Source organism: Methylobacterium oryzae (assembly GCF_036441375.1).
In the GTDB taxonomy this organism is placed as follows: Bacteria; Pseudomonadota; Alphaproteobacteria; order Rhizobiales; family Beijerinckiaceae; genus Methylobacterium; species Methylobacterium oryzae_A.
On sequence record NZ_MLCA01000007.1, the window covers coordinates 277,498 to 296,554 of the forward strand.

Annotated in this window: 16 protein-coding genes and 1 pseudogene; 12 read left to right on the forward strand and 5 right to left on the reverse strand. The window is 71.0% G+C overall.

Annotated elements, in window-relative coordinates:
- Nucleotides 1-75 precede the first annotated feature (75 nt).
- Nucleotides 76-1,503 (forward strand): MFS transporter, encoded by a 1,428-nt coding sequence (locus MOTC310_RS15590; protein ID WP_331302422.1) that lies wholly within the window; start codon nt 76-78, stop codon nt 1,501-1,503.
- A 68-nt stretch (nt 1,504-1,571) separates the two neighbouring features.
- Nucleotides 1,572-2,369, forward strand: coding sequence for an SDR family NAD(P)-dependent oxidoreductase (locus MOTC310_RS15595; RefSeq protein WP_331302423.1), 798 nt, complete (start codon nt 1,572-1,574; stop codon nt 2,367-2,369).
- Between the two features lie 328 nt (nt 2,370-2,697).
- On the opposite strand, the gene MOTC310_RS15600 is transcribed toward MOTC310_RS15595, so the two are convergent.
- Nucleotides 2,698-3,057 carry an SWIB/MDM2 domain-containing protein gene (locus MOTC310_RS15600; RefSeq protein ID WP_331293636.1) on the reverse strand — a complete coding sequence of 120 codons (360 nt, stop codon included), beginning with the start codon at nt 3,055-3,057 and terminating at the stop codon, nt 2,698-2,700.
- 243 nt (nt 3,058-3,300) lie between these two features.
- On the opposite strand from MOTC310_RS15600, the gene MOTC310_RS15605 reads away from it, so the two are divergent.
- The 3 genes and pseudogenes from MOTC310_RS15605 to MOTC310_RS15615 all read left to right on the forward strand — a co-directional run.
- Complete coding sequence (locus MOTC310_RS15605) at nt 3,301-3,423, forward strand: hypothetical protein (protein ID WP_331293638.1); 123 nt, start codon at nt 3,301-3,303, stop codon at nt 3,421-3,423.
- Nucleotides 3,424-3,472: 49 nt separating this feature from the next.
- Nucleotides 3,473-3,958 carry a DUF2721 domain-containing protein gene (locus MOTC310_RS15610; protein WP_331293640.1) on the forward strand — a complete coding sequence of 162 codons (486 nt, stop codon included), beginning with the start codon at nt 3,473-3,475 and terminating at the stop codon, nt 3,956-3,958.
- Nucleotides 3,959-4,075: 117 nt separating this feature from the next.
- Nucleotides 4,076-4,435, forward strand: a pseudogene (locus MOTC310_RS15615) (PRC-barrel domain-containing protein); the annotation flags it as partial.
- Nucleotides 4,436-4,557: 122 nt separating this feature from the next.
- Here the strand turns inward: MOTC310_RS15615 and MOTC310_RS15620 are convergent.
- Complete coding sequence (locus MOTC310_RS15620) at nt 4,558-4,965, reverse strand: hypothetical protein (RefSeq protein ID WP_331302424.1); 408 nt, start codon at nt 4,963-4,965, stop codon at nt 4,558-4,560.
- Between the two features lie 323 nt (nt 4,966-5,288).
- Between MOTC310_RS15620 and MOTC310_RS15625 the strand changes: the two genes are divergently transcribed.
- From MOTC310_RS15625 to MOTC310_RS15655, 7 genes are all read left to right on the forward strand, one after another.
- Nucleotides 5,289-6,098: a PRC-barrel domain-containing protein gene (locus tag MOTC310_RS15625; RefSeq protein WP_419539909.1), complete on the forward strand. Its 810-nt coding sequence runs from the start codon at nt 5,289-5,291 to the stop codon at nt 6,096-6,098.
- On the forward strand, nt 6,095-7,465 hold the full coding sequence (locus MOTC310_RS15630; RefSeq protein WP_331302425.1) for an MFS transporter: 1,371 nt from the start codon (nt 6,095-6,097) through the stop codon (nt 7,463-7,465). Before MOTC310_RS15625 ends, MOTC310_RS15630 begins: the two co-directional genes overlap by 4 nt.
- Before the next feature lie 204 nt (nt 7,466-7,669).
- Entirely contained in the window at nt 7,670-9,439 is a 1,770-nt protein-coding gene (locus tag MOTC310_RS15635) for an ABC transporter ATP-binding protein (protein WP_331293646.1), read from the forward strand.
- 274 nt (nt 9,440-9,713) lie between these two features.
- Nucleotides 9,714-10,643, forward strand: coding sequence for a glutaminase (locus tag MOTC310_RS15640; protein ID WP_331302492.1), 930 nt, complete (start codon nt 9,714-9,716; stop codon nt 10,641-10,643).
- A gap of 102 nt (nt 10,644-10,745) precedes the next feature.
- Nucleotides 10,746-12,155: an MFS transporter gene (locus MOTC310_RS15645; RefSeq protein WP_331302426.1), complete on the forward strand. Its 1,410-nt coding sequence runs from the start codon at nt 10,746-10,748 to the stop codon at nt 12,153-12,155.
- Between the two features lie 76 nt (nt 12,156-12,231).
- A complete protein-coding gene (locus MOTC310_RS15650) occupies nt 12,232-12,783 on the forward strand; it encodes a Uma2 family endonuclease (RefSeq protein ID WP_244491937.1) in 552 nt (183 codons plus the stop codon).
- Nucleotides 12,784-12,835: 52 nt separating this feature from the next.
- Entirely contained in the window at nt 12,836-13,849 is a 1,014-nt protein-coding gene (locus tag MOTC310_RS15655; protein ID WP_331302427.1) for an adenosine kinase, read from the forward strand.
- A 52-nt stretch (nt 13,850-13,901) separates the two neighbouring features.
- Here MOTC310_RS15655 and MOTC310_RS15660 read toward each other — a convergent pair whose 3' ends face one another.
- From MOTC310_RS15660 to MOTC310_RS15670, 3 genes are all read right to left on the reverse strand, one after another.
- Nucleotides 13,902-15,584: a methyl-accepting chemotaxis protein gene (locus MOTC310_RS15660; RefSeq protein ID WP_419539910.1), complete on the reverse strand. Its 1,683-nt coding sequence runs from the start codon at nt 15,582-15,584 to the stop codon at nt 13,902-13,904.
- A gap of 188 nt (nt 15,585-15,772) precedes the next feature.
- Nucleotides 15,773-16,744 carry an NADPH:quinone oxidoreductase family protein gene (locus MOTC310_RS15665; protein ID WP_331302428.1) on the reverse strand — a complete coding sequence of 324 codons (972 nt, stop codon included), beginning with the start codon at nt 16,742-16,744 and terminating at the stop codon, nt 15,773-15,775.
- Nucleotides 16,745-16,799: 55 nt separating this feature from the next.
- Nucleotides 16,800-18,887 carry an ATP-binding protein gene (locus MOTC310_RS15670; RefSeq protein ID WP_331302429.1) on the reverse strand — a complete coding sequence of 696 codons (2,088 nt, stop codon included), beginning with the start codon at nt 18,885-18,887 and terminating at the stop codon, nt 16,800-16,802.
- Between the last annotated feature and the right edge of the window lie 170 nt (nt 18,888-19,057).

Below are 19,057 nucleotides of genomic sequence, written 5' to 3' on the forward strand. Positions count from 1 at the left end.
CGCCGCGTCCCGCGTCCGGATTGTCCCAGCCATCGACGTCACGGACCCGCCGGGACGCCGCAGGAGCGCGCACGCATGGCGCAGGTCCCGCACGGTCCAACAGGCGGCGCGCCGGACATTCCCCGGGGCGCCCCGCAGGCGCCCGTCCAGGATGGCCTGCCGCCGCGCGAGCGCGTCCTCGCCATGGCGGCGATCGGGCTCGCCATGACCATGGCGGTCCTCGACGGGGCCATCGTCAACGTGGCGCTGCCGGTGATGGCCAAGGATCTGGCGGTCCGGCCGGCCGACGCGATCTTCGTGGTCAACGCCTATCAGATCGCCGTCACCGCGAGCCTCCTGCCCTTCGCGGCGCTCGGCGACATCTTCGGTTTCCGGAAGGTCTACCTGCCCGGTCTCGCCGTGTTCGTGGCCGCCTCCCTCGCCTGCGCGGTGGCGCCGAACCTGCCGCTGCTGATCGCGGCGCGCATCGTCCAGGGGCTCGGGGGCGCGGCGATCATGAGCGTCAATATCGGCTTCGTGCGCTTCATCTACCCGCATCGGATGATCGGTCAGGGAGTCGCCAACGTCGCGCTGGTGGTGGCGGTGGCCTCGGCCGCCGGCCCGACCGTGGCGGCCGCGATCCTATCGGTGGCGACCTGGCCCTGGCTGTTCCTCGTGAACATCCCCGTCGGCCTGCTGGCCCTGACGGTTGCGTCCCGGACCCTGCCGACGACGCCGGCGAGCGGCCGCCCCTTCGATCTCGTGAGCGCGGCGCTCAACGCCCTGACCTTCGGCCTGCTGATCATCGGGATCGACGGCCTCGGCGACCCGGAGGCCCGGGGCGTGGCCATCGTCGAACTCGTGGCCGCCGTCGTGGTCGGTACAGTGTTCGTGCGACGCCAGATCCGGTTGCCCGCTCCGCTCCTGCCGGTCGACCTGCTGCGGATCCCCGCCTTCGCCCTGTCGATGGCGACGTCCGTCGCTTCGTTCTGCGCCCAGATGGTCTCCTACGTGGCGCTTCCCTTCTACTTCCAGGACGTGCTTCACCTCTCCAGCACCCAGACCGGATTCCTGCTCACCCCCTGGCCGATCGCGGTCGCCGCGATGGCGCCGATCTCCGGCCGTCTCGCGGACCGCTACCCGCCCGGCATCCTCGGCGGCATCGGGCTGGCCATGATGGCCGCCGGCCTCGTCAGCGTGACCCTCCTCCCCGCTTCTCCCGCCACCCTCGACATCGTCTGGCGGCTGACCCTGTGCGGCCTCGGCTTCGGCCTGTTCCAGTCGCCCAACAACAAGGTCATCGTCACCTCGGCACCCCGCGAGCGGGCCGGCGGGGCGAGCGGGATGCAGTCGACGGCCCGCCTCACCGGGCAGTCGCTCGGCGCGGCCCTGGTGGCGGTGATCTTCGGCCTGACCCACGGGCTCGGGGCCGAGAAGGCCGTGACCATCTCGCTCGCCTGCGCGGTCGCGCTCTCGGTGATCGGCGGCTGCGCCAGCGTCCTGCGGCGGAGTCGGAGCGGCTAGACGGATCCCGTATGCCACCGCGGGCACCCGACAGCGTTGTCGCGACGAGTCACCTGCTGGAGCGTCCCATGGATCTCGATCTCACCGGCCGGAAGGCCCTGGTCACCGGCTCGACCGGCGGCATCGGATACGCCATCGCCAAGGAACTCTGCGACCTCGGCGCCGAGGTCGGCATCAACGGCCGCACGCCCGAGCGCGTCGAGGCTGCGCTGGCGAAGCTGCGGGGCGAGGCGAGAGCCGGCCGCGCCTTCGCGGCGCCGGGCGATATCGCGACCGCGGACGGCGTGTCCGCGCTCATCCAGGGGCTGCCTGCCGTGGACATCCTGGTGAACAACACCGGGATCTTCGAGCCGAAGCCGTTCTTCGAGATCCCGGATGCCGACTGGCAGCGCTTCTTCGACGTCAACGTGATGAGCGGCGTGCGCCTGTCCCGGGCCTACACGCCCGGCATGGCGAAGCGGGGCTGGGGCCGGGTGATCTTCATCTCCAGCGAGTCCGGCCTCAATACGCCGACCGAGATGGTCCATTACGGGATGACCAAGACCGCGCAGCTCGCGATCTCCCGCGGGCTCGCCCAGACTGTGGCCGGCAGCGGCGTGACGGTCAACAGCGTCCTGCCCGGTCCGACCCTGTCGGAAGGCGTCGCGGAGTTCATGAAGCAGATGGCCGGAGGCGCCGCCGACGCCGATCTCGAAGCCATGGGCCGCAAGTTCGTCGCGGAGCACCGACCCTCCTCGCTGATCCAGCGGCTCGCGCGGGTGGAGGAGGTGGCGAACCTCGTCGCCTATCTCTGCAGTCCGGCCGCGAGCGCCACCACGGGCGCAGCGCTGCGGGTCGACGGCGGCGTCCTGCAGGGGCTCGCCTAGGATCGAGCAGTCCCTCGCGCTGGATCAGGGTCGACGCGGGCGAGCCCGGCCGTTCTCAGAAGCGGCGGTCCTGTCCACAGCCCTGCGGGCACTCAATCGCGATGGCCTCGCAGGAGCGCGCAGGGAAGCCCGGGATCCAGACCCGTGGGACGCGTCCGGCTATGCGGATCGCCCAAGCCCTCCGGACAGACCGGCGGCTCTGGACACCGGGCTTTCGCCCGCGGCGCGCCGTGCCATGTCGGTCGGTTTTCCGGCCCGACTGGAACGTCACGAAGGCTCCTAGAGCCGTCGGTCCGGACGGAACGCCGGACTTGGCTCTAGGTCGCAATCAGGCCTTCAGATGGGCAGCGAGGTGCTTGTTCATCTCGAACATGGAGCACTTGTCCTTACCGAAGACCTTCTTGAGCTTGTCGTCGGCAACGATCTCGCGCTTGTTCTGGGGGTTCTGAAGATTATTCTTCTTGATGTACTCCCAAACCTTGCTGACCACCTCGCCGCGCGGCAGCGGGCTGGTGCCGACGATGGCGCCGAGCTCGGCCGACGGCTTCAGCGGCTGCTGCAGAGCGTTGGGCTTGGTGCCGGCCGACTTGGCGGCAGCCGGCTTCGCAGCCTTCGCCGGGGCGTCCTTCTCCGCAGTCTTGGTGGTCTTGGCCGCCTTCGGCGCAGCCTTCTCGGTCTTTGTGGCCATAAACTTCCTCCGGTTCTCGGGCCGCAGGCCGGGGCATGATCGCCCCACGGCCGAGCCAGCATAGCAGCAACTAAGCGGTGCCGCCGCCGTTCCAAGGGGAAATTGCCTTCGCAGCCCCCTCATCCACAAGGCACGCACGAGAATCCCCCGTGGGATCGCTCGATCGACGCCGTCGTGAAGATTATTCAGCCGTATGCTGAACGCGAAACCTGGTCTTAACAATCCTGCGCGCGAAGTACAGGCATGTTCGCCCCGGCCCTCACGCTCGCGCTCCTGCTCGCCACCGGACTGATCACGGGTCTCGGGCTCGTGATCCGCGCGGAGACGACGGTGTCCGGCATCGCGCCGGGCCGCGGGCTGGTCTGAGCCGCCCGGGATTGCCGCGCCGGTCCACCGGGTGCATCAGCCCGACCGCATGATTGACCCGATCACCCTCACCAGCCTGGAGAGCACCGCCCACGTCGTCCAGGTGGCGCTCAGCCCCGTCTTCCTCCTGTCGGGCATCGCCACACTCCTGAACGTCTTCGGCGCCCGGCTCGCGCGGGTGGCAGACCAAGCCGACCACGTCTCCGGATTGCTGGCGGGGGCCGGCGATGCGGAGCGCGTCCGCCTCGGGCGGCGTCTGGACCGGCTGCACCGGCGCTCACTGGCCCTCGATGCCGCGGTGTTCCTGGCCGCGCTGGGCGGGGTGGCGACCTGCGGCTCGGTCCTGACCCTGTTCGTCGGAGCTTTGCGCGACAGCACGGTCGCGACCCTGCTGTTCGGCCTGTTCGGCGCGGCGATCCTGTGCACGCTGTGCGCCCTCGTCGCCTTCGGGTTCGAGATGCTCCTGGCGAGCCGCTCGGTCCGGGACCGGATCAACCAGCGGCGAGCGAGCGCCGGCATACCGCCCGACCTCTGAGTGTGCGGTGCGCCCGCGGACACCCGTCCGGCCGGCGGAACCCGTCCCGACCGGCGCGCTTAGTGAGCCAAGGGACCGCCGCGCGGGCACGACCCCGCGCGCGAACCGGGAGAGACCATGCCGACGGACCTGCCCAACGAGCGCACCTTGAGGAAGCCCGGCACGCTGGAACTCGATCCCGCCGGCGAGGGCGTCGCCATCGACGAGACGCCGCGGCTGATCGCGTCCAACAAGGTCGAGGGCACCGCCGTTTACGACCGCAGCGGCCGCCACCTCGGCGCCATCCACAACTTCATGGTGGATAAGGTCTCCGGGCAGGTCGCCTACGCGGTGCTCGCCTTCGGGGGCTTCCTCGGGCTGGGCGAGACCCATCACCCGCTACCCTGGAAGGCCCTGAGCTACAGCACGGAACTCGGCGGCTACGTGGTCGACATCGAGCCGGGCGTGCTCGCGGAGGCTCCGAGCCAAGCGGCCGGCTAGGCCGGGCTCGCCGATCCGCGCTCGCGCCCGGATCGGTCCCCTTCGCGGCCCGCGGGCGCAGCCGCCGCGGGCGCAGCCGCCGTGACGCATCGGGGGTGCGAGGACGCGCGGCGAGCCGCTCAGAACTTCCCGCCGAGGCCGACGCTGCCGCCGGGCGACAGCATCGGGCCCATCGAGCTGCCGCCACCGCCGCCGCCGACCGCCGCGTTGCCGCCGTCGAGATCCTCGCGCCGGATCCGGCGCTCTCCGCTGTCGGCCGTCCGAGTGGCGCCGCCGGCGGTCCTCGGAATCGCGAGCTGCTTCGTCGGCGCGGTCTGGAGCGGCTGACCGTCGGCATCGACCGCGGCATTGCGCGGCTCGCGGTTCGGTAGAGACCCGCGCAGCGACGGCGGCAGCCCCACCTCCGTCGCCGGCATCACGCCGCCGCCGCCTCCGAGCGCCTGACAGCCGGCCACGAGGCCGGCCAGGGCGGCGCCGAGCGCGAGGCCGCGCGCTGCGGCACATCCCGACGTGGTGAGGGTCGACATCGTGTGGTCCTCGACAGTGGCCGCGGTGCTATCCGCCGCTCGCATGAGCTTATGCGCGGTTGTCTACGCTGGGGATGCGGCGAAAACCAGACGCCGCCACGGGACGCCGGGGGATCGTCGGCGGGAGGCCGCGGCCGCAGGGCCGAACTGCGCGGTTCGAGCCTTGCTGTCCGGCCGCCGCGGTCCATAACTTCGCCCAGGTCCTGCGGCACGACGCCATCCGCAGGCGGGGTCCTGCCGGCGGCGGATCCGGGACCGGCCGAATACGGTCGTGGACGCGCCGGCGCGCCGGCGCGGCCCGGCCTTTCTCCAGAGGACGAAGCGTGTTCAGAACCAACCGGATGATCGCGGCCGTGACGCTCGCCCTCTGGGCGTCCGGGGCTGCGGCGCAGGCCCAGGCCAGCGGCAGCGAGGGTGCGGCCGGCCAGGCCGCGCCGCAAACTCCGGCCACGTCGCCGTCCGCGATCCCGGCTCAAGCACCGGCCCCGACGCCGGCCGCTCCCTCCGCGGCCACGCCGGCGGCCCCGCCGCCCACACCGGCGGCCGCGGCGAATCCACCGCCCCCCGCAGCCCAGGCCCAGCAGCAGGGAACCCCCGCCACGGTCCTCGACACCCAGGATTACGAGAGCCTGCTCGGCCGCAGCGTGCGCAGCGCCGGCGGCGACGAGTTGGGGCGGGTCATCGACATCATCGTCGACAAGGAGGGCCATCCCCGCGCCGCCATCATCGACTTCGGCGGGTTCCTCGGCGTCGGAACGCGCAAGATCGCGGTCGACTGGCGCGCCCTGCGCTTCACGCCGGACGGCGGCAAGGAGCGCAAATTGTCGGTCGCGCTGACCCGCAATCAGGTCCGCGTCTCGCCGGAATACAAGGCCGGCGAGCCGATCGTGGTTCTCGGCCCCGCCAGCCCGGCCGCGCCCGCGGCCGAGGGTGAGCAGGCGGCAGCGCCGGCCCCGGGTTCGCCGGCGACTCCGCAGCCGGCACCGTCCGCGTCGGCGCCGACCTCGACCGCTCCGTCATCGACCGCTCCGGCCTCGACCGTCCCGGGCAATGCCGCCTCGGGCGCTGCGGCACCGGTCGTCGTGCACCCGGCCGCGCCCGCCCTCCCTCCGGAGAAGGCGCCGGATAAGTGACGGTGGCCCGGTCGAAGGTCCGAACCGCCGCCTCCCCCCGCGAGCGCGACGTGCCCCGGCAGGACATCCGCTCCCGTCCCGGCCGCCTGAAGGATCAGGCGGTCGAGGCCACGCGCGCGCCGGCAGTTCCGGCCGCGCAGGGCGAACGCGCGATCTCGGCGGCGAGCCGCTACGGCCTCGATGCCTTCGCGTTCTTCGTGGCGAACCTTCAGACGGGCTTCGGTCCGTTCCTGGCGGTCTACTTCTCGCAGGCCAAGTGGACCCAGTCCGACATCGGCTTCGCCCTCACGGTGGGCAGCCTCGTGGCGCTCCTGGGTCAGGTGCCGGGAGGCGCCTTCGTCGACGTCGTGCGCTCGAAGCGCTTCGCCGCCGCCGTAGCGGTCATCGGGATCGCCGGCAGCGCCTTCGCGCTGGCGGTCTGGCCGAGTTTCCTGGTCGTGCTCCTGGCGATGGCGCTTCACTCGGCCGCGAGCTGCGTGCTGACGCCGGCCATCGCGGCGATCAGCATCGGCTTGGTCGGGCGCGCCCGGGCCGGAGAGCGCCTCGGCCGAAACGCGAGCTTCGCGGCCCTCGGCAACGCCCTCGGCGCGGCCGGCATGGGCGCCATCGGCTACTACCTGTCGAACGGCGCCGTCTTCTACCTCACCGCCGCCCTCGGGATCCCGACGGTGATCGCGCTGGCGCGCATCCGCGCCCAGGACATCGATTCGGGCGTGTTCAAGGAGCCGGCCGCGGCCCAGGCGGCCCAGGTGGCGCCGACAAGCGTCCAGGACGGCATCCGCGCCCTTCTGACCAATCGCGGCCTCCTGTGCTTCGCGGCCTGCATGGTGCTGTTCTTCCTCGCCAATGCCGCGATGCTGCCGCTGGTCGGGAGCGTGCTGACCCTGCGGGCGAGCGAGACCGCGACCGCGCTGGTCGCTGCCTGCATCATGGTCCCGCAGGCGGTCCTGGCGGTCAGCGCCCCGGCGGTCGGCCGGGCCGCCGAGCGCTTCGGTCGCTACCCGGTGCTGCTGTTCGGGTTCGGCGCTCTGCCGGTCCGCGGCCTGATGCTCGCCTACACGACCAACCCCTACGGCCTCGTCGCCATCCAGGTGCTGGACGGAGTCTCGGCCTCGGTCCTCGGCGTGATGGTGCCGCTGATCGTGTCGGATCTCACGCGCGGTACCGGTCGGTTCAATCTCGCTCTCGGCGCGGTCGGCACTGCCATGGGCATCGGCGCCGCCCTGTCGACCTCGCTCGCCGGCATCATGGCCGACCATCTCGGCAGCCACAGCGCCTTTCTCGGACTCGCGGTCGTCGGCTTCGCGGCCTTCATGCTGGTGGCGCTGATCATGCCGGAGACGCGCCAGCCGGAGCGCGCGGCCTGACCGGCCGCGGCATCGGATTCGCTTGGGTGTTTCCACGCCGCTCAAGCGGCGTTCAGGTTCTGCGGATAAAAGCGCAACGAAGGTGCGGGCCGGTGAAACATATGGCAACGCTCTCGCGTTGCCGCTGCGGGTCAGACTGCGCCCGCGCTGCACTCCGCCTCAGCCCGTAAGCCAAAGCCGCGCGAATACGGAATGGTCACCGCGATGGAAGAGCTGCACCGATACGCCGACAGGCCTTTCGCCTTCGTCGGGCGGTATCTCCGGCGCCGCTGGCTGCCGCACCTGGTCATCCTGATCTCGGTGCTCGGCGCCGTCGGTTTCTCGGTCTCCACCGATTACGCCCTCAAGGGCGTGGTCGACGCGCTGACGAAGGGCCCAGGCCCGGGCAACACCGTGATCTGGGGCGCGCTGGCGGTCCTGATCGCCTTCATTGCCGCCGACAACATGCTCTGGCGCGTGGCCGCGCTGACCGGCGCCTTCACCTTCGTGGGCATCACCGGCGACATCCGGCGCGACCTGTTCCGGCACCTGACCGGCCATTCGCCGACCTTCTTCTCCGACCGCCAGCCCGGCACCCTGGCGTCGCGCATCACGGCGACCTCGAACGCGATCTTCACGGTCGAGAACATGTTCGTGTTCAACGTGATGCCGCCGACGGTCGCGGCCTTCGGGTCGATCGCCTACATCGCCACGGTCAACCTCACCATGGCGGGCATCCTCGCGGGCGTGTTCGCCGCCGTCGTCGTGCTGATGTTCAAGATGGCCGCGGCCGGCAAGCCGCTGCATCACGACTTCGCCGCCAAGGCCGCTTCGGTCGACGGCGAGATGGTCGACCTTGTGGGCAACATGTCGCTGGTGCGCGCCTTCTCGGCGTTCAAGCGGGAGGGGCAGCGCTTCGAGGGGACCGTCGCCACCGAGATGCGGGCCCGTCGCTCGTCCCTGCTCTACCTCGAGAAGCTGCGCATCGTGCACGCGGTGCTGACCGTGCTCGCCGTGTTCGGCCTGCTCTACTGGGCGATCCAGATGTGGGAGGCCGGCCAGGCGACCAACGGTCAGGTCGTGCTGGTCTGCACCCTCGGCATCCGCATCCTCGCCGCCACCCGCGACCTCGCGGTCGCGCTGGTCGACGCGACGCAGCACACCGCCCGCCTGTCCGAGGCGCTCCATACCCTGCTCCAGCCGCACGACCTCGTGGACCATCCGGAGGCGAAGCCCCTCACCGGCCAGGGCGCGCAGATCGCCTTCGAGCACGTCGCCTTCAGCTACCCGGACGGGCGCCCGGTCTTCACGGATTTCGACCTCGTGATCGAGCCGGGCCAGCGCGTCGGCCTCGTGGGCAAGTCGGGCGGCGGCAAGTCGACCCTGTTCTCGCTGATCCAGCGCTTCTACGACGTGCAGGGCGGGACGATCCGCATCAACGGCCAGGACATCGACCGGGTGACCCAGGAATCCCTGCGCGAGGCCATCACGGTGGTCCCGCAGGACGTGTCGATGTTCCACCGCTCCTTGCGCGAGAACATCCGCTACGGGCGGCCCGACGCCACCGACGAGGAGGTCTGGCAGGCGGCCGAGGCGGCCCATTGCACCGACTTCATCCAGGCCCTGCCGGAAGGGTTTGACACGATGGTGGGCGACCGGGGCGTCAAGCTGTCGGGCGGCCAGCGCCAGCGCATCGCGATCGCGCGGGCCATCCTCAAGAACTCGCCGATCCTGCTGCTCGACGAGGCGACCTCGGCGCTGGATGCCGAGTCGGAGCAGGCGATCCGGCACGCCCTGGCCAATCTCATGAAGGGCCGGACGGTCATCGCCATCGCCCACCGGCTGTCGACGCTGCAGGATTTCGACCGCATCGTCGTTCTGGAGGGCGGCCGCATCGCCCAGGACGGGTCGCCCGACAAGCTGACCCATCTCGACGGCTTCTTCCGGGAGCTGATGAAGAAGGAATCCATGGGCACGGCCCTCGCCGCCGCCTGACCCGGTCCCCGCAGGGTCTCCCCCGTCATCGCGAGCGAAGCGAAGCGACCCAGGGCAGCGCGCCAACGATCAGCGTGGCGCCACCCTGGATTGCTTCGCTGCGCTCGCAAGGACGATAGACCGCCCGATGCCGGCGTCCCTGAGGGCCCGGCCGCTCCGGTTCTCTTGATCCGTCCGTGCTGCTAGATCACGCGGCGGCCGGACCGGACCTTGCATCGTCCGAGACGTCGCCAACCGGCCCGGTTCCGACGCATCGCGACGCGTGAGCTTCACCGTGCCCGATCTCGCCCTCGTCATCCGGGAGATCTCCGAGGAGATGGCCCAGCGCGCCGACCGGGGCGCGGTCGCCGACTACATCCCCGAACTCGCCCGCGTCGATCCCAACAAGTTCGGCATGGCGGTGATCGACGCCGAGGGCCGCGTCTTCGCGGGCGGCGACAGCGAGACGCCGTTCTCGATCCAGAGCGTGTCGAAGGTGTTCACCCTCACCCTGGCGCTCGGCATGGTCGGAGACCGGCTGTGGAAGCGGGTCGGCCGCGAGCCCTCGGGCAACCCGTTCAACTCGATCGTCCAGCTGGAGCGCGAGCGCGGGGTGCCGCGCAACCCGTTCATCAACGCGGGCGCGATCGCGGTCACCGACGTGATCCTCTCGGGTCACGCGCCGCGGGAGGCGCTCGGCGAGATCCTGCGCTTCCTGCAGTTCCTGGCCCAGGATTCCACCATCGCCATCGACGAGACGGTGGCGGCGTCGGAGAAGCGCACCGGCTTCCGCAACACCGCGCTCGCCAATTACATGAAGTCCTTCGGGGTGATCGACAATCCGGTGGATTACACCCTGGGCGTCTACTTCCACCACTGCGCCATCGCGATGAACTGTCGCCAGCTCGCCATGGCCGGCCGCTACCTGGCCCATAACGGCGTCAATCCGTCGACCGGCCACTCGGTGGTCTCGGCGGAGCGCGCGCGCCGCATCAACGCGATCATGCTGACCTGCGGCCACTACGACGGATCGGGCGAGTTCGCGTACCGCGTGGGCCTACCGGGCAAGAGCGGTGTCGGCGGCAGCATCCTGGCGATCGCGCCCGGCAAGGCCTCCATCGCCGTCTGGTCGCCCGGTCTCGACGCGGCGGGCAATTCCCATCTCGGCCGGATCGCGCTGGAGCGGCTGACGCAGCGCATGGGCTGGTCCGTCTTCGGCGCCTGAGGGGCTCCTTCCCCGCCCCCTACGCCCAACCTCTTGCGCGCGGACCGCTTCCGCGGCACTGCCCCGGCAGGGCGCTGCGGCGCCGAGACGAGGCTCACCGGCATGGCGACGAGTATGGCGGTCCGGGCTGCCGATGAGGGTCTCGATCCCGGCGCCATCCTGGCCCGTCTCGACCGCCTCCCGGCGACGCCGACGGTCTGGCGCCTCGTGGCGCTGCTCGGGCTCGGCTTCTTCTTCGAGCTCTACGACCTGCTGTTCACCGGCTACGTCGCGCCAGGCCTCGTCAAGGCCGGGATCCTCACGCCGACGACCCCCGGCCTGTTCGGCGCCAGCGGCGTCGCGAGCTTCGTGGCCGCACTCTTCACCGGCCTGTTCATCGGCACCATCGCCTGCGGCTGGCTCGCCGACCGGTTCGGACGGCGGGCGATCTTCACGTGGTCGCTCCTGTCCTACACCGCCGCCAACGTGGTGATGGCCTGCCAGAGCGACGCCTTCGGCCTCAATCTCTGGCGCCTGATCGCGGGGATCGGCCTCGGCCTGGAGATGGTGACGATCGGCAGCTACCTCTCAGAACTGGTGCCGAAGGCGATCCGCGGCCGGGCCTTCGCCCTGTGCCAGGGCATCGGCTTCACCGCCGTGCCGGTCGTGGCGTTCCTGTCCTACCTGCTGATCCCGGCGGCGCCCCTCGGCATCGACGGGTGGCGCTGGGTGGTGCTGATCGGCGCCTCGGCGGCGATCGTGGTCTGGTGGATGCGAGCGGGCCTGCCGGAGAGCCCGCGCTGGCTCGTCGAGCACGGCCGTCTCGCGGAGGCCGAGGCGGTCCTGCGGCGGCTGGAGGCGCGGATCGCGGCCGAGCATGGGCGCCCGCTTCCCGCACCGGCCGCGCCGGAGCCGGTGCAGCCGCGCGGTGCGTTCCGCGACATGTGGGTCCAGCCCTACCGGCGCCGCGCCCTGATGATGGCGGGGTTCAACGTCTTCCAGACGGTCGGCTTCTACGGCTTCGCCAACTGGGTGCCGACCCTCCTGGTGGCCCAGGGCATCACGGTGACGTCGAGCCTCGCCTACACGGCGCTGATCGCGCTCGCCGCCCCGGTCGGGCCCCTGATCGGCCTCGCCATCGCCGACCGGTTCGAGCGCAAGCACGTCATCGTGGGCGCCGCCCTCCTCTACATCGCCTGCGGCCTGGCCTTCGCGCAGACGCGGGACGTCACCGTCATCGTGGCGCTCGGCATCGGCCTGACGCTGGCCTCGAACGTGATGTCGTACAGCTTCCACGCCTATCAGGCCGAGCTGTTCCCTACGGGCATCCGGGCCCGGGCGGTCGGCTTCGTCTATTCCTGGAGCCGCTTCTCGGCGATCTTCACCGGCTTCGTCATCGCGTTCGTGCTGCGGGAGGCCGGGACGCCGGGCGTGTTCCTGTTCATCTCGGCGGCGATGCTGGCCGCGGGCCTGCTCGTCGGGCTGCTGGGTCCCCGGACGCGGGACGTCGCGCTGGAGAAGATCGCGGCGTGAGGCCCGTGAGGAGCACAGCTCCCGGCAAGCCGAATCCGTGCTAACCTCGGGCATGGTCGCTCAGCCGAGATCCCGGATGACGGTCGACGAGTTTCTCGCCTGGGCCGAGGGGCAGCCGGGGCGCTTCGAGCTGGTCGATGGCGAGGTGTTCGCGATGTCGCCGGAGCGCGTTCGGCATGCCGAGGTCAAGGCGGCCACCTATCTGGCGCTCCGGTCCGCACTGAAGCAAGCGGGGAGCGCCTGCTACGCGCTGCCGGATGGCATCAGTGTTCGCGTCGATCGGGATACGGTCTTCGAGCCCGACGCCCTCGTTTACTGCGGGATGCGCGCTGACCCCGATGCGACCGAGATCACCGATCCCGTCATCGTCGTCGAGGTTCAGTCGCCGGGCACGCGCGCGGTGGACTCGGGCCTGAAATTGACCCGCTACTTCGGTCTGGAGAGCGTCATCCACTATCTGATCGTGGATCCGGTGAAGCGTCTCGTCATCCATCACCGCCGCGCGCAGGGCGGCCTGATCGAGACCCGCATCGCGACCCGGGAGACGCTGGACCTGACGCCCCCCGGCCTGCGCCTGCCCGTGCCGGAGCTGTTCGCCGACCTCGCGCCCGCCGACGACGGCGCTTGATCCGATCCGAGGCGGATGCCACAGCGGCGCGAACGCGAATCAGGACGCCCGGATGACTGCACCCCTCGATCTCCTCGTGCTCGGCAACGCGATCGTCGACGTGATCGCCCGCACGGACGACGCCTTCCTGTCGGCGCAGGGCGTCACCAAGGGCGCGATGCAGCTCATCGACGAGCCGCGGGCCGAGGCGCTGTTCCAGGCGATGGGACCGGCGACGATCGTGTCGGGCGGCTCGGGCGCCAACACCGCGGTCGGCGCGGCGCTCCTCGGGGCCAAGACCGGCTTCGTCGGCAAGGTCCGGAACGACGAGCTCGGCGGCCTGTTCAGCCACGACCTCAAGGCGACCGGCGTCGCCTTCACCGTCCCGGCCGCCGCCGAGGGGCCGGCCACCGCCCGGTGCTTCGTGCTCGTGACGCCGGACGGCGAGCGCACGATGAACACCTATCTCGGCGCCTGCCAGGGGCTGTCGCCCGACGATGTCGACAAGACGCTCGTGAGCTCGGCCCGCGTCGTCTATCTCGAGGGCTATCTCTGGGACCCGCCGGCCGCCAAGGACGCGTTCCGCAAGGCGGCCCAGATCGCCCATCAGGCCGGCAACGCCGTCGCGCTGACCCTGTCGGACGCGTTCTGCGTCGGACGCTACCGCGACGAGTTCCTCGGCCTCGTGCGGGACGGCAGCATCGACATCCTGTTCGCCAACATGGCCGAGTTGCAGAGCCTCTACGAGACCGACGATGCCGACGCCGCCGTTGCGGCGCTGCGCGACGAGCGGAATGCCCGCGGCCGGCACCTGCTCGGCCTCGTCACGCGCTCGGCCGACGGCGCCCTGGTGGTTCAGGGCGGCGAGATCCGCGCCGTCGAGGCCAGCCCGGTGCAGTCGGTGGTCGACACGACCGGCGCCGGCGACCTGTTCGCGGCCGGCTTCCTGGCCGGCCACGCCCGCGGGCTCGACAACGTGGCCAGCGCCCGCCTGGGCACGCTCGCGGCCGCCGAGGTTATCCAGCACATCGGCGCCCGCCCGCAGGCGGATCTGGTCGGCCTCGCCAAAACCCGCGGCCTCCTCTAGGCCGGCGTGCCGGGCGCGGTCGAAGGATTGCGTCCGCTCCGCTTCCGCGCGCTCAGGCCGCGCGGACGGTCGCGAGGAAGCGCGTCACCTCGTCCCTGAGATGCCCGGACCGGAGCGACAGCTCCGAGGCTGCCGTGAGAACTTGATCGGCCGCCGCTCCGGTCCCCTTCGCCGCGTCGGCGACGCCCGTGATGGTGCCGGTGACGTCGGCCGCCCCCTGGGCGGCCTGGGAGACGTTGCGGACGATCTCCTGCGTCGCGGCGCCCTGCTGCTCCACGGCGCTGGCGATCCGTGTCGCCACCGCGCTCAGTTCCTGCACCCGACCTCCGATCCGACCGATCGCCGAGACAGCGTCGCCGGTGGAGGCCTGGATCCGGGCGACGTGGCCGCCGATCTCCTCGGTCGCCCGCGCGGTCTGACCGGCCAGCTCCTTCACCTCTGCGGCCACGACGGCGAAGCCGCGACCCGCCGCGCCGGCACGCGCTGCCTCGATGGTGGCGTTCAGCGCCAGGAGGTTCGTCTGCTCGGCGATGGTCGAGATCAGGGTCACGACATGACCGATCCGGACCGCCGCCCCGTTCAGATCCTGCACCAAGTGAGCGGTCGCCTCCGCGTCCGCGACCGCCGACTGGGTCAGCGCCGTCGAACCCGCGACCTGGCGGCTGATCTCCTGAACGGAGGCGCCGAGTTCCTCGGCCGCCGCCGCCGCGACGTTGACGTTGCTGGCGGCGAGTTCGGCCGCGCTCGCCACCCGAATGGTGCGATCGGCGGTGTCGGCGGCCGCCTCATTCATGGCCGCGGCCGTGTCCTGCAGCGCGGCGACGGCGGCCGAGACCGTGCCGATGATGCCGCCGACAGTGCACTCGAAGCCGTCGGCGATCTCGTGCATGCCGCTCCGCCGCCGCATCTCGGCCGTGGCGCGGGCCTGTGCGGCTTCGTGCTCGAGCGCGCGCGCCCGGACCAGGCCGTCCTTGAAGACCTGGACGGACGCCGCCATGACGCCGATCTCGTCCGTCCGCTCGGAGCCGCTGACGGCCACGTCGAGGTTATCGGCCGCGAGCCGACCCATGATTTCGGCCAGGGACCGGATCGGACGGGCGACCCGGCGCCAGACCCACCAGACCGCCGCGCCGGTCATCATCAATCCGATGACCGAGAGCGCGATGGTGACGGACCGCGCCGTCCGGAACGCATCCTCGGAGCGCTGGACCGAGACGTTCGTGCCCTCGGCAGCGCGCTGGGCCAGATCCGCCAGGGCCTCGAAGGCGGCCACCAGCGGCGCGCGGGCCGGCGCAATGGCGTCGCGGGCCGCATTCCGGTCGCCGCGTCTGAGCGGGGCGAGGATAGCCTCCTGCGCGACGCGATAGACCTTCCACCGACCCTCGAACGCCTCCCAGAGCGCGGTCTCCCGGGGCGTCGTCGCGCGCGCACGATAGCTCTGGAAGGCCTCCGGGATGCTCCGATTCATCTCGACGAACTCGGCATCGAGGTCCCGGTTCTCGCCGTCGTCCGTGGCAACAACCTTGCGGATCGTCGTCGTGTGATACCGCAGCATCAGGAATCGAATCGTGTGGAGATCGTTGTCCTTGCGCACCCAGACGTCCCGAGTCTCCACGGCGGCGCCGTTGATGGCCTGTATCTGCATCAAGCCGACGGCAGAACTTGCCAAAAACAGGAAAAAACCGAGTATCGACGGCAGTATTAGGTTTGATACAATACTTTTTCGAAATTTCATCTCTGGCACCACAGATGACGACACCACCGCATCGAGACGCATGAAGATGAAGGACAGACTCTGGCGCAACCTCTACTTCGGAGGCGATCTGCGCCGCAGATCAGCGCGGAGCGCATAACTCGTCGCCCGCCAGCGCCGAGCTGCGGGTCGAGCACCGATCCAGTCGAAGGCGGGCGCCCGCGGCCCGATCAGGGCCGCAGGAGCACTTTCCCCATCGCCGCTCGGCGGGTCAGGAGGCCGAAGGCCTCCGGGTACTCCGCCAGCGGGTAGACGCCGTGGACCTGCGCGGTGAGCTTGCCCTCGGCGACCCAGTCGAGGAGCCGGCGCTGATCGGCCCGGTGCGCCTCCGGCTCCCGGTCCAGGAAGGCGCCCCAGTGGACGCCCTGCACGTCGAGTTCCTTGAGGAGCATCAGGTTCAGCGGCAGCCGCGGGATGGCGCCGGCGGCGAAGCCGATCACGAGGAAGCGCCCGCGCCAGCCGAGCGCCCGCAGGGCCGGCTCCGCGTAGGCGTCGCCGACCGCGTCGTAGACCACGTCGATCCCGCCGCCGGAGATCCGGCGCAGCTCGTCCTTGAGCGTCGCCGGGTCGTAGACCACCCCCGCCTCGGCGCCGTGGGCGCGGGCGACCGATAGCTTCTCCTCCGAGGAGGCGCAGGCGATCACCCGGGCGCCCATCAGCCGGCCGAGCTCGACGGCGGCGAGGCCGACCCCCCCGGAGGCGCCGAGGACCGCCAGCCACTCGCCGGGCCGCAGGCGGGCGCGGTTCGCCAGGGCGTGGAGCGAGGTGCCGTAGGTGATGGTGAGCCCGGCCGCCTGCTCGTCCGGCACAGCGTCCGGCACCGGCGTGAGCCGGGCGGCGTCGAGGGCGATCAGTTCCGCGCAGCAGCCGTGCCCGGCATGGACGATCACCCGGTCGCCGACGGACACGCCCGAGGCTCCCTCACCCAGCGCCTCGACCACGCCGACCCCCTCGCCGCCCGGCGAGAACGGCAGGGCCGGCTTCACTTGGTAGCGCCCGGCGGTGATCAGCGTGTCGAAGAAGTTCAGCGCCGCGAGCCGCATCCGCACCAGCGCCTGCCCGGGACCCGGTACCGGGTCGGGGCGCTCGACGATCTCCAGATGGTCCGGCCCGTCGAGCTTGGTGCACAGCAGCGCCCGCATGGCGTCTCTCCTCCCCGGTGTTTCCCGGCCGATCAGGCCCGAACCGACCGTGCGGTCAAGCCGTCCCGATCATCTCGCGGATGCGGGCCCCCAGCACCTCCACCACGAACGGCTTGGTGATGACCTGCATCCCGGCATCGAGCGGCCCGCTGCCGAAGACCGCGTTCTCGGCGTAGCCGGTGACGAACAGGACCTTGAGGCCGGGGCGCGTGATCCGGCCGGCCTCGGCCATCTGGCGCCCGTTCATGCCGCCCGGCAATCCGATGTCGGACACCAGCAGGTCGATGCGCACGTCGGATTGCAGCACCTTGAGGCCGGCCGCGCTGTCGGCGGCCTCGATCGCGGTGTAGCCGAGATCCTCCAGCACCTCGGTGACCAGCATGCGCACGGTCGGCTCGTCGTCGACCACCAGCACGGTCTCGCCCGGCGCCGCCCGCGGCGGCGCGCCGACGGCGGCATGCGCATCCTCCTCCGCGACCGCGCCGCGATGACGGGGCAGGTAGAGGCAGACCGTGGTCCCCTTGCCGACCTCCGAGTGGATCCGCACCTGACCGCCCGATTGCTGGGCGAAACCGTAGATCATCGACAGGCCGAGGCCGGTGCCCTGCCCCAGAGGCTTCGTGGTGAAGAACGGCTCGAACACCTTGCCGACGATCTCCGGCGGCATCCCGGAGCCGGTATCGGTGACGCACAGCGACAGGTACTGGCCCGGCGGCATGTCGTGGCGCCGGGCGGCGCGCTCGTCGAGCCAGGCATTGGCGGTCTCGATCGTGATCCGCCCCCCTTCGGCCATCGCGTCCCGGGCGTTGATGCAGAGGTTGAGGAGCGCGTTCTCGAGCTGCGGCGGATCGACGAGGGCCGGCCACAGGCCGGGAGGCCCGACGACGTCGACGGTGACGGCGGGTCCCACCGTGCGCCGGATCAGCTCCTCCATGCCGGCCACCAGCCGGTTCACGTCGGTCGGCTTCGGGTCGAGGGTCTGCCGCCGCGAGAAGGCGAGCAGCCGGTGGGTCAGCGCCGCGGCGCGCTTGGAGGCCCCCTGCGCCGCGTTGATGTAGCGGTCCACGTCTATGACGCGGCCCTGGCCGAGACGGGTCTGAATCAGCTCCAGCGATCCGGAGATGCCGGCGAGCAGGTTGTTGAAATCGTGGGCGATCCCGCCGGTGAGCTGGCCGACCGCCTCCATCTTCTGCGACTGGCGCAGGGCCTCCTCGGCGGCGGCCAGGGCGTCGGCGCGCTCGCGCTCGGCGGTGAAATCGCGGCCGACGGCGTTGATGATCCCCTCCCCGGACCGGGCCGCCCAGCTGATCCAGCGGTAGCTGCCGTCCCGATGACGGTAGCGGTTGTCGAAGCGCGCGAGGCTCGACCCCGCGGAGAGCTGCTGCGCGCCCTCGACGGTGCGGGCGAAATCGTCCGGATGGACGAGGGCGATGAGCTTCGTTCCGATCAGATCGTCCGGGCGCCAGCCCAGCACCTCGGTCCAGGCCGGGTTCACCGCGGTGATCGTTCCGTCGAACAGGCAGCGCAGCATCATGTCGGACGAGAGCGTCCACAGGGCGTTGCGGTCTGCGGTGCGTTCCTCGACCTGCTCCGCCAGGGTGGCGTTGAGATCGCGCAGCTCAGCGAGCGCCGCCTCCAGCCGGCCCTGGCTCTCCTTGAGGGCGGCGTCCGCAAGGACCCGGCCGGTGGTCTCGTTGGTGAGGATGAACAGCCCGGCGACCCGGCCCTCGGCATCGAGGACCCGCGAATACGAGAAGGTCCACCACGTCTCCCGGGCGCCGCGATCGGTGTCGAGCTGCCACGGCAGGTCGACGAAGCGCTCCGGATGGCCCTCCTTGGCCGCGTCGATGATCGGCTTGGCTTGATCCCAGGCATCCGCCCAGACCACGTCGAACCGCTCTCCCATCGCCCAGGGCAGCCGGGGACCGAGGAGCGGGAAGTACGTGTCGTTGAAGAAGAAGTGGAGGTCGGGCCCCCAGGCCAGGATCATCGATTCCGGCGAGTTCAGGACGAGCGACAGGGCCGCGCGGAATTCCGGCTGCCACGCCTCCGGCGGTCCGAGAGGATGGCCGGACCAGTCGCGCGCGCGGATCATCCGCGCGGCCTCACCGCCGCCGGAGAGGAAGGAGAGAGGGTCGGTCACAAGCTCTGAGCGATGCAGGTCATGGGCCTACGGCGTATGACCGCCTTCGGCGGCATCTCCAAGCCAGGGCTAAATCTCGGGCGCGGGAGGCGGAGCCGATCCGCGCCGGCATCGGCGGCTGAAGGACCGGATACCTGTGGCACCGTGGTCCTGCGCGCGCCGCGCCTGAA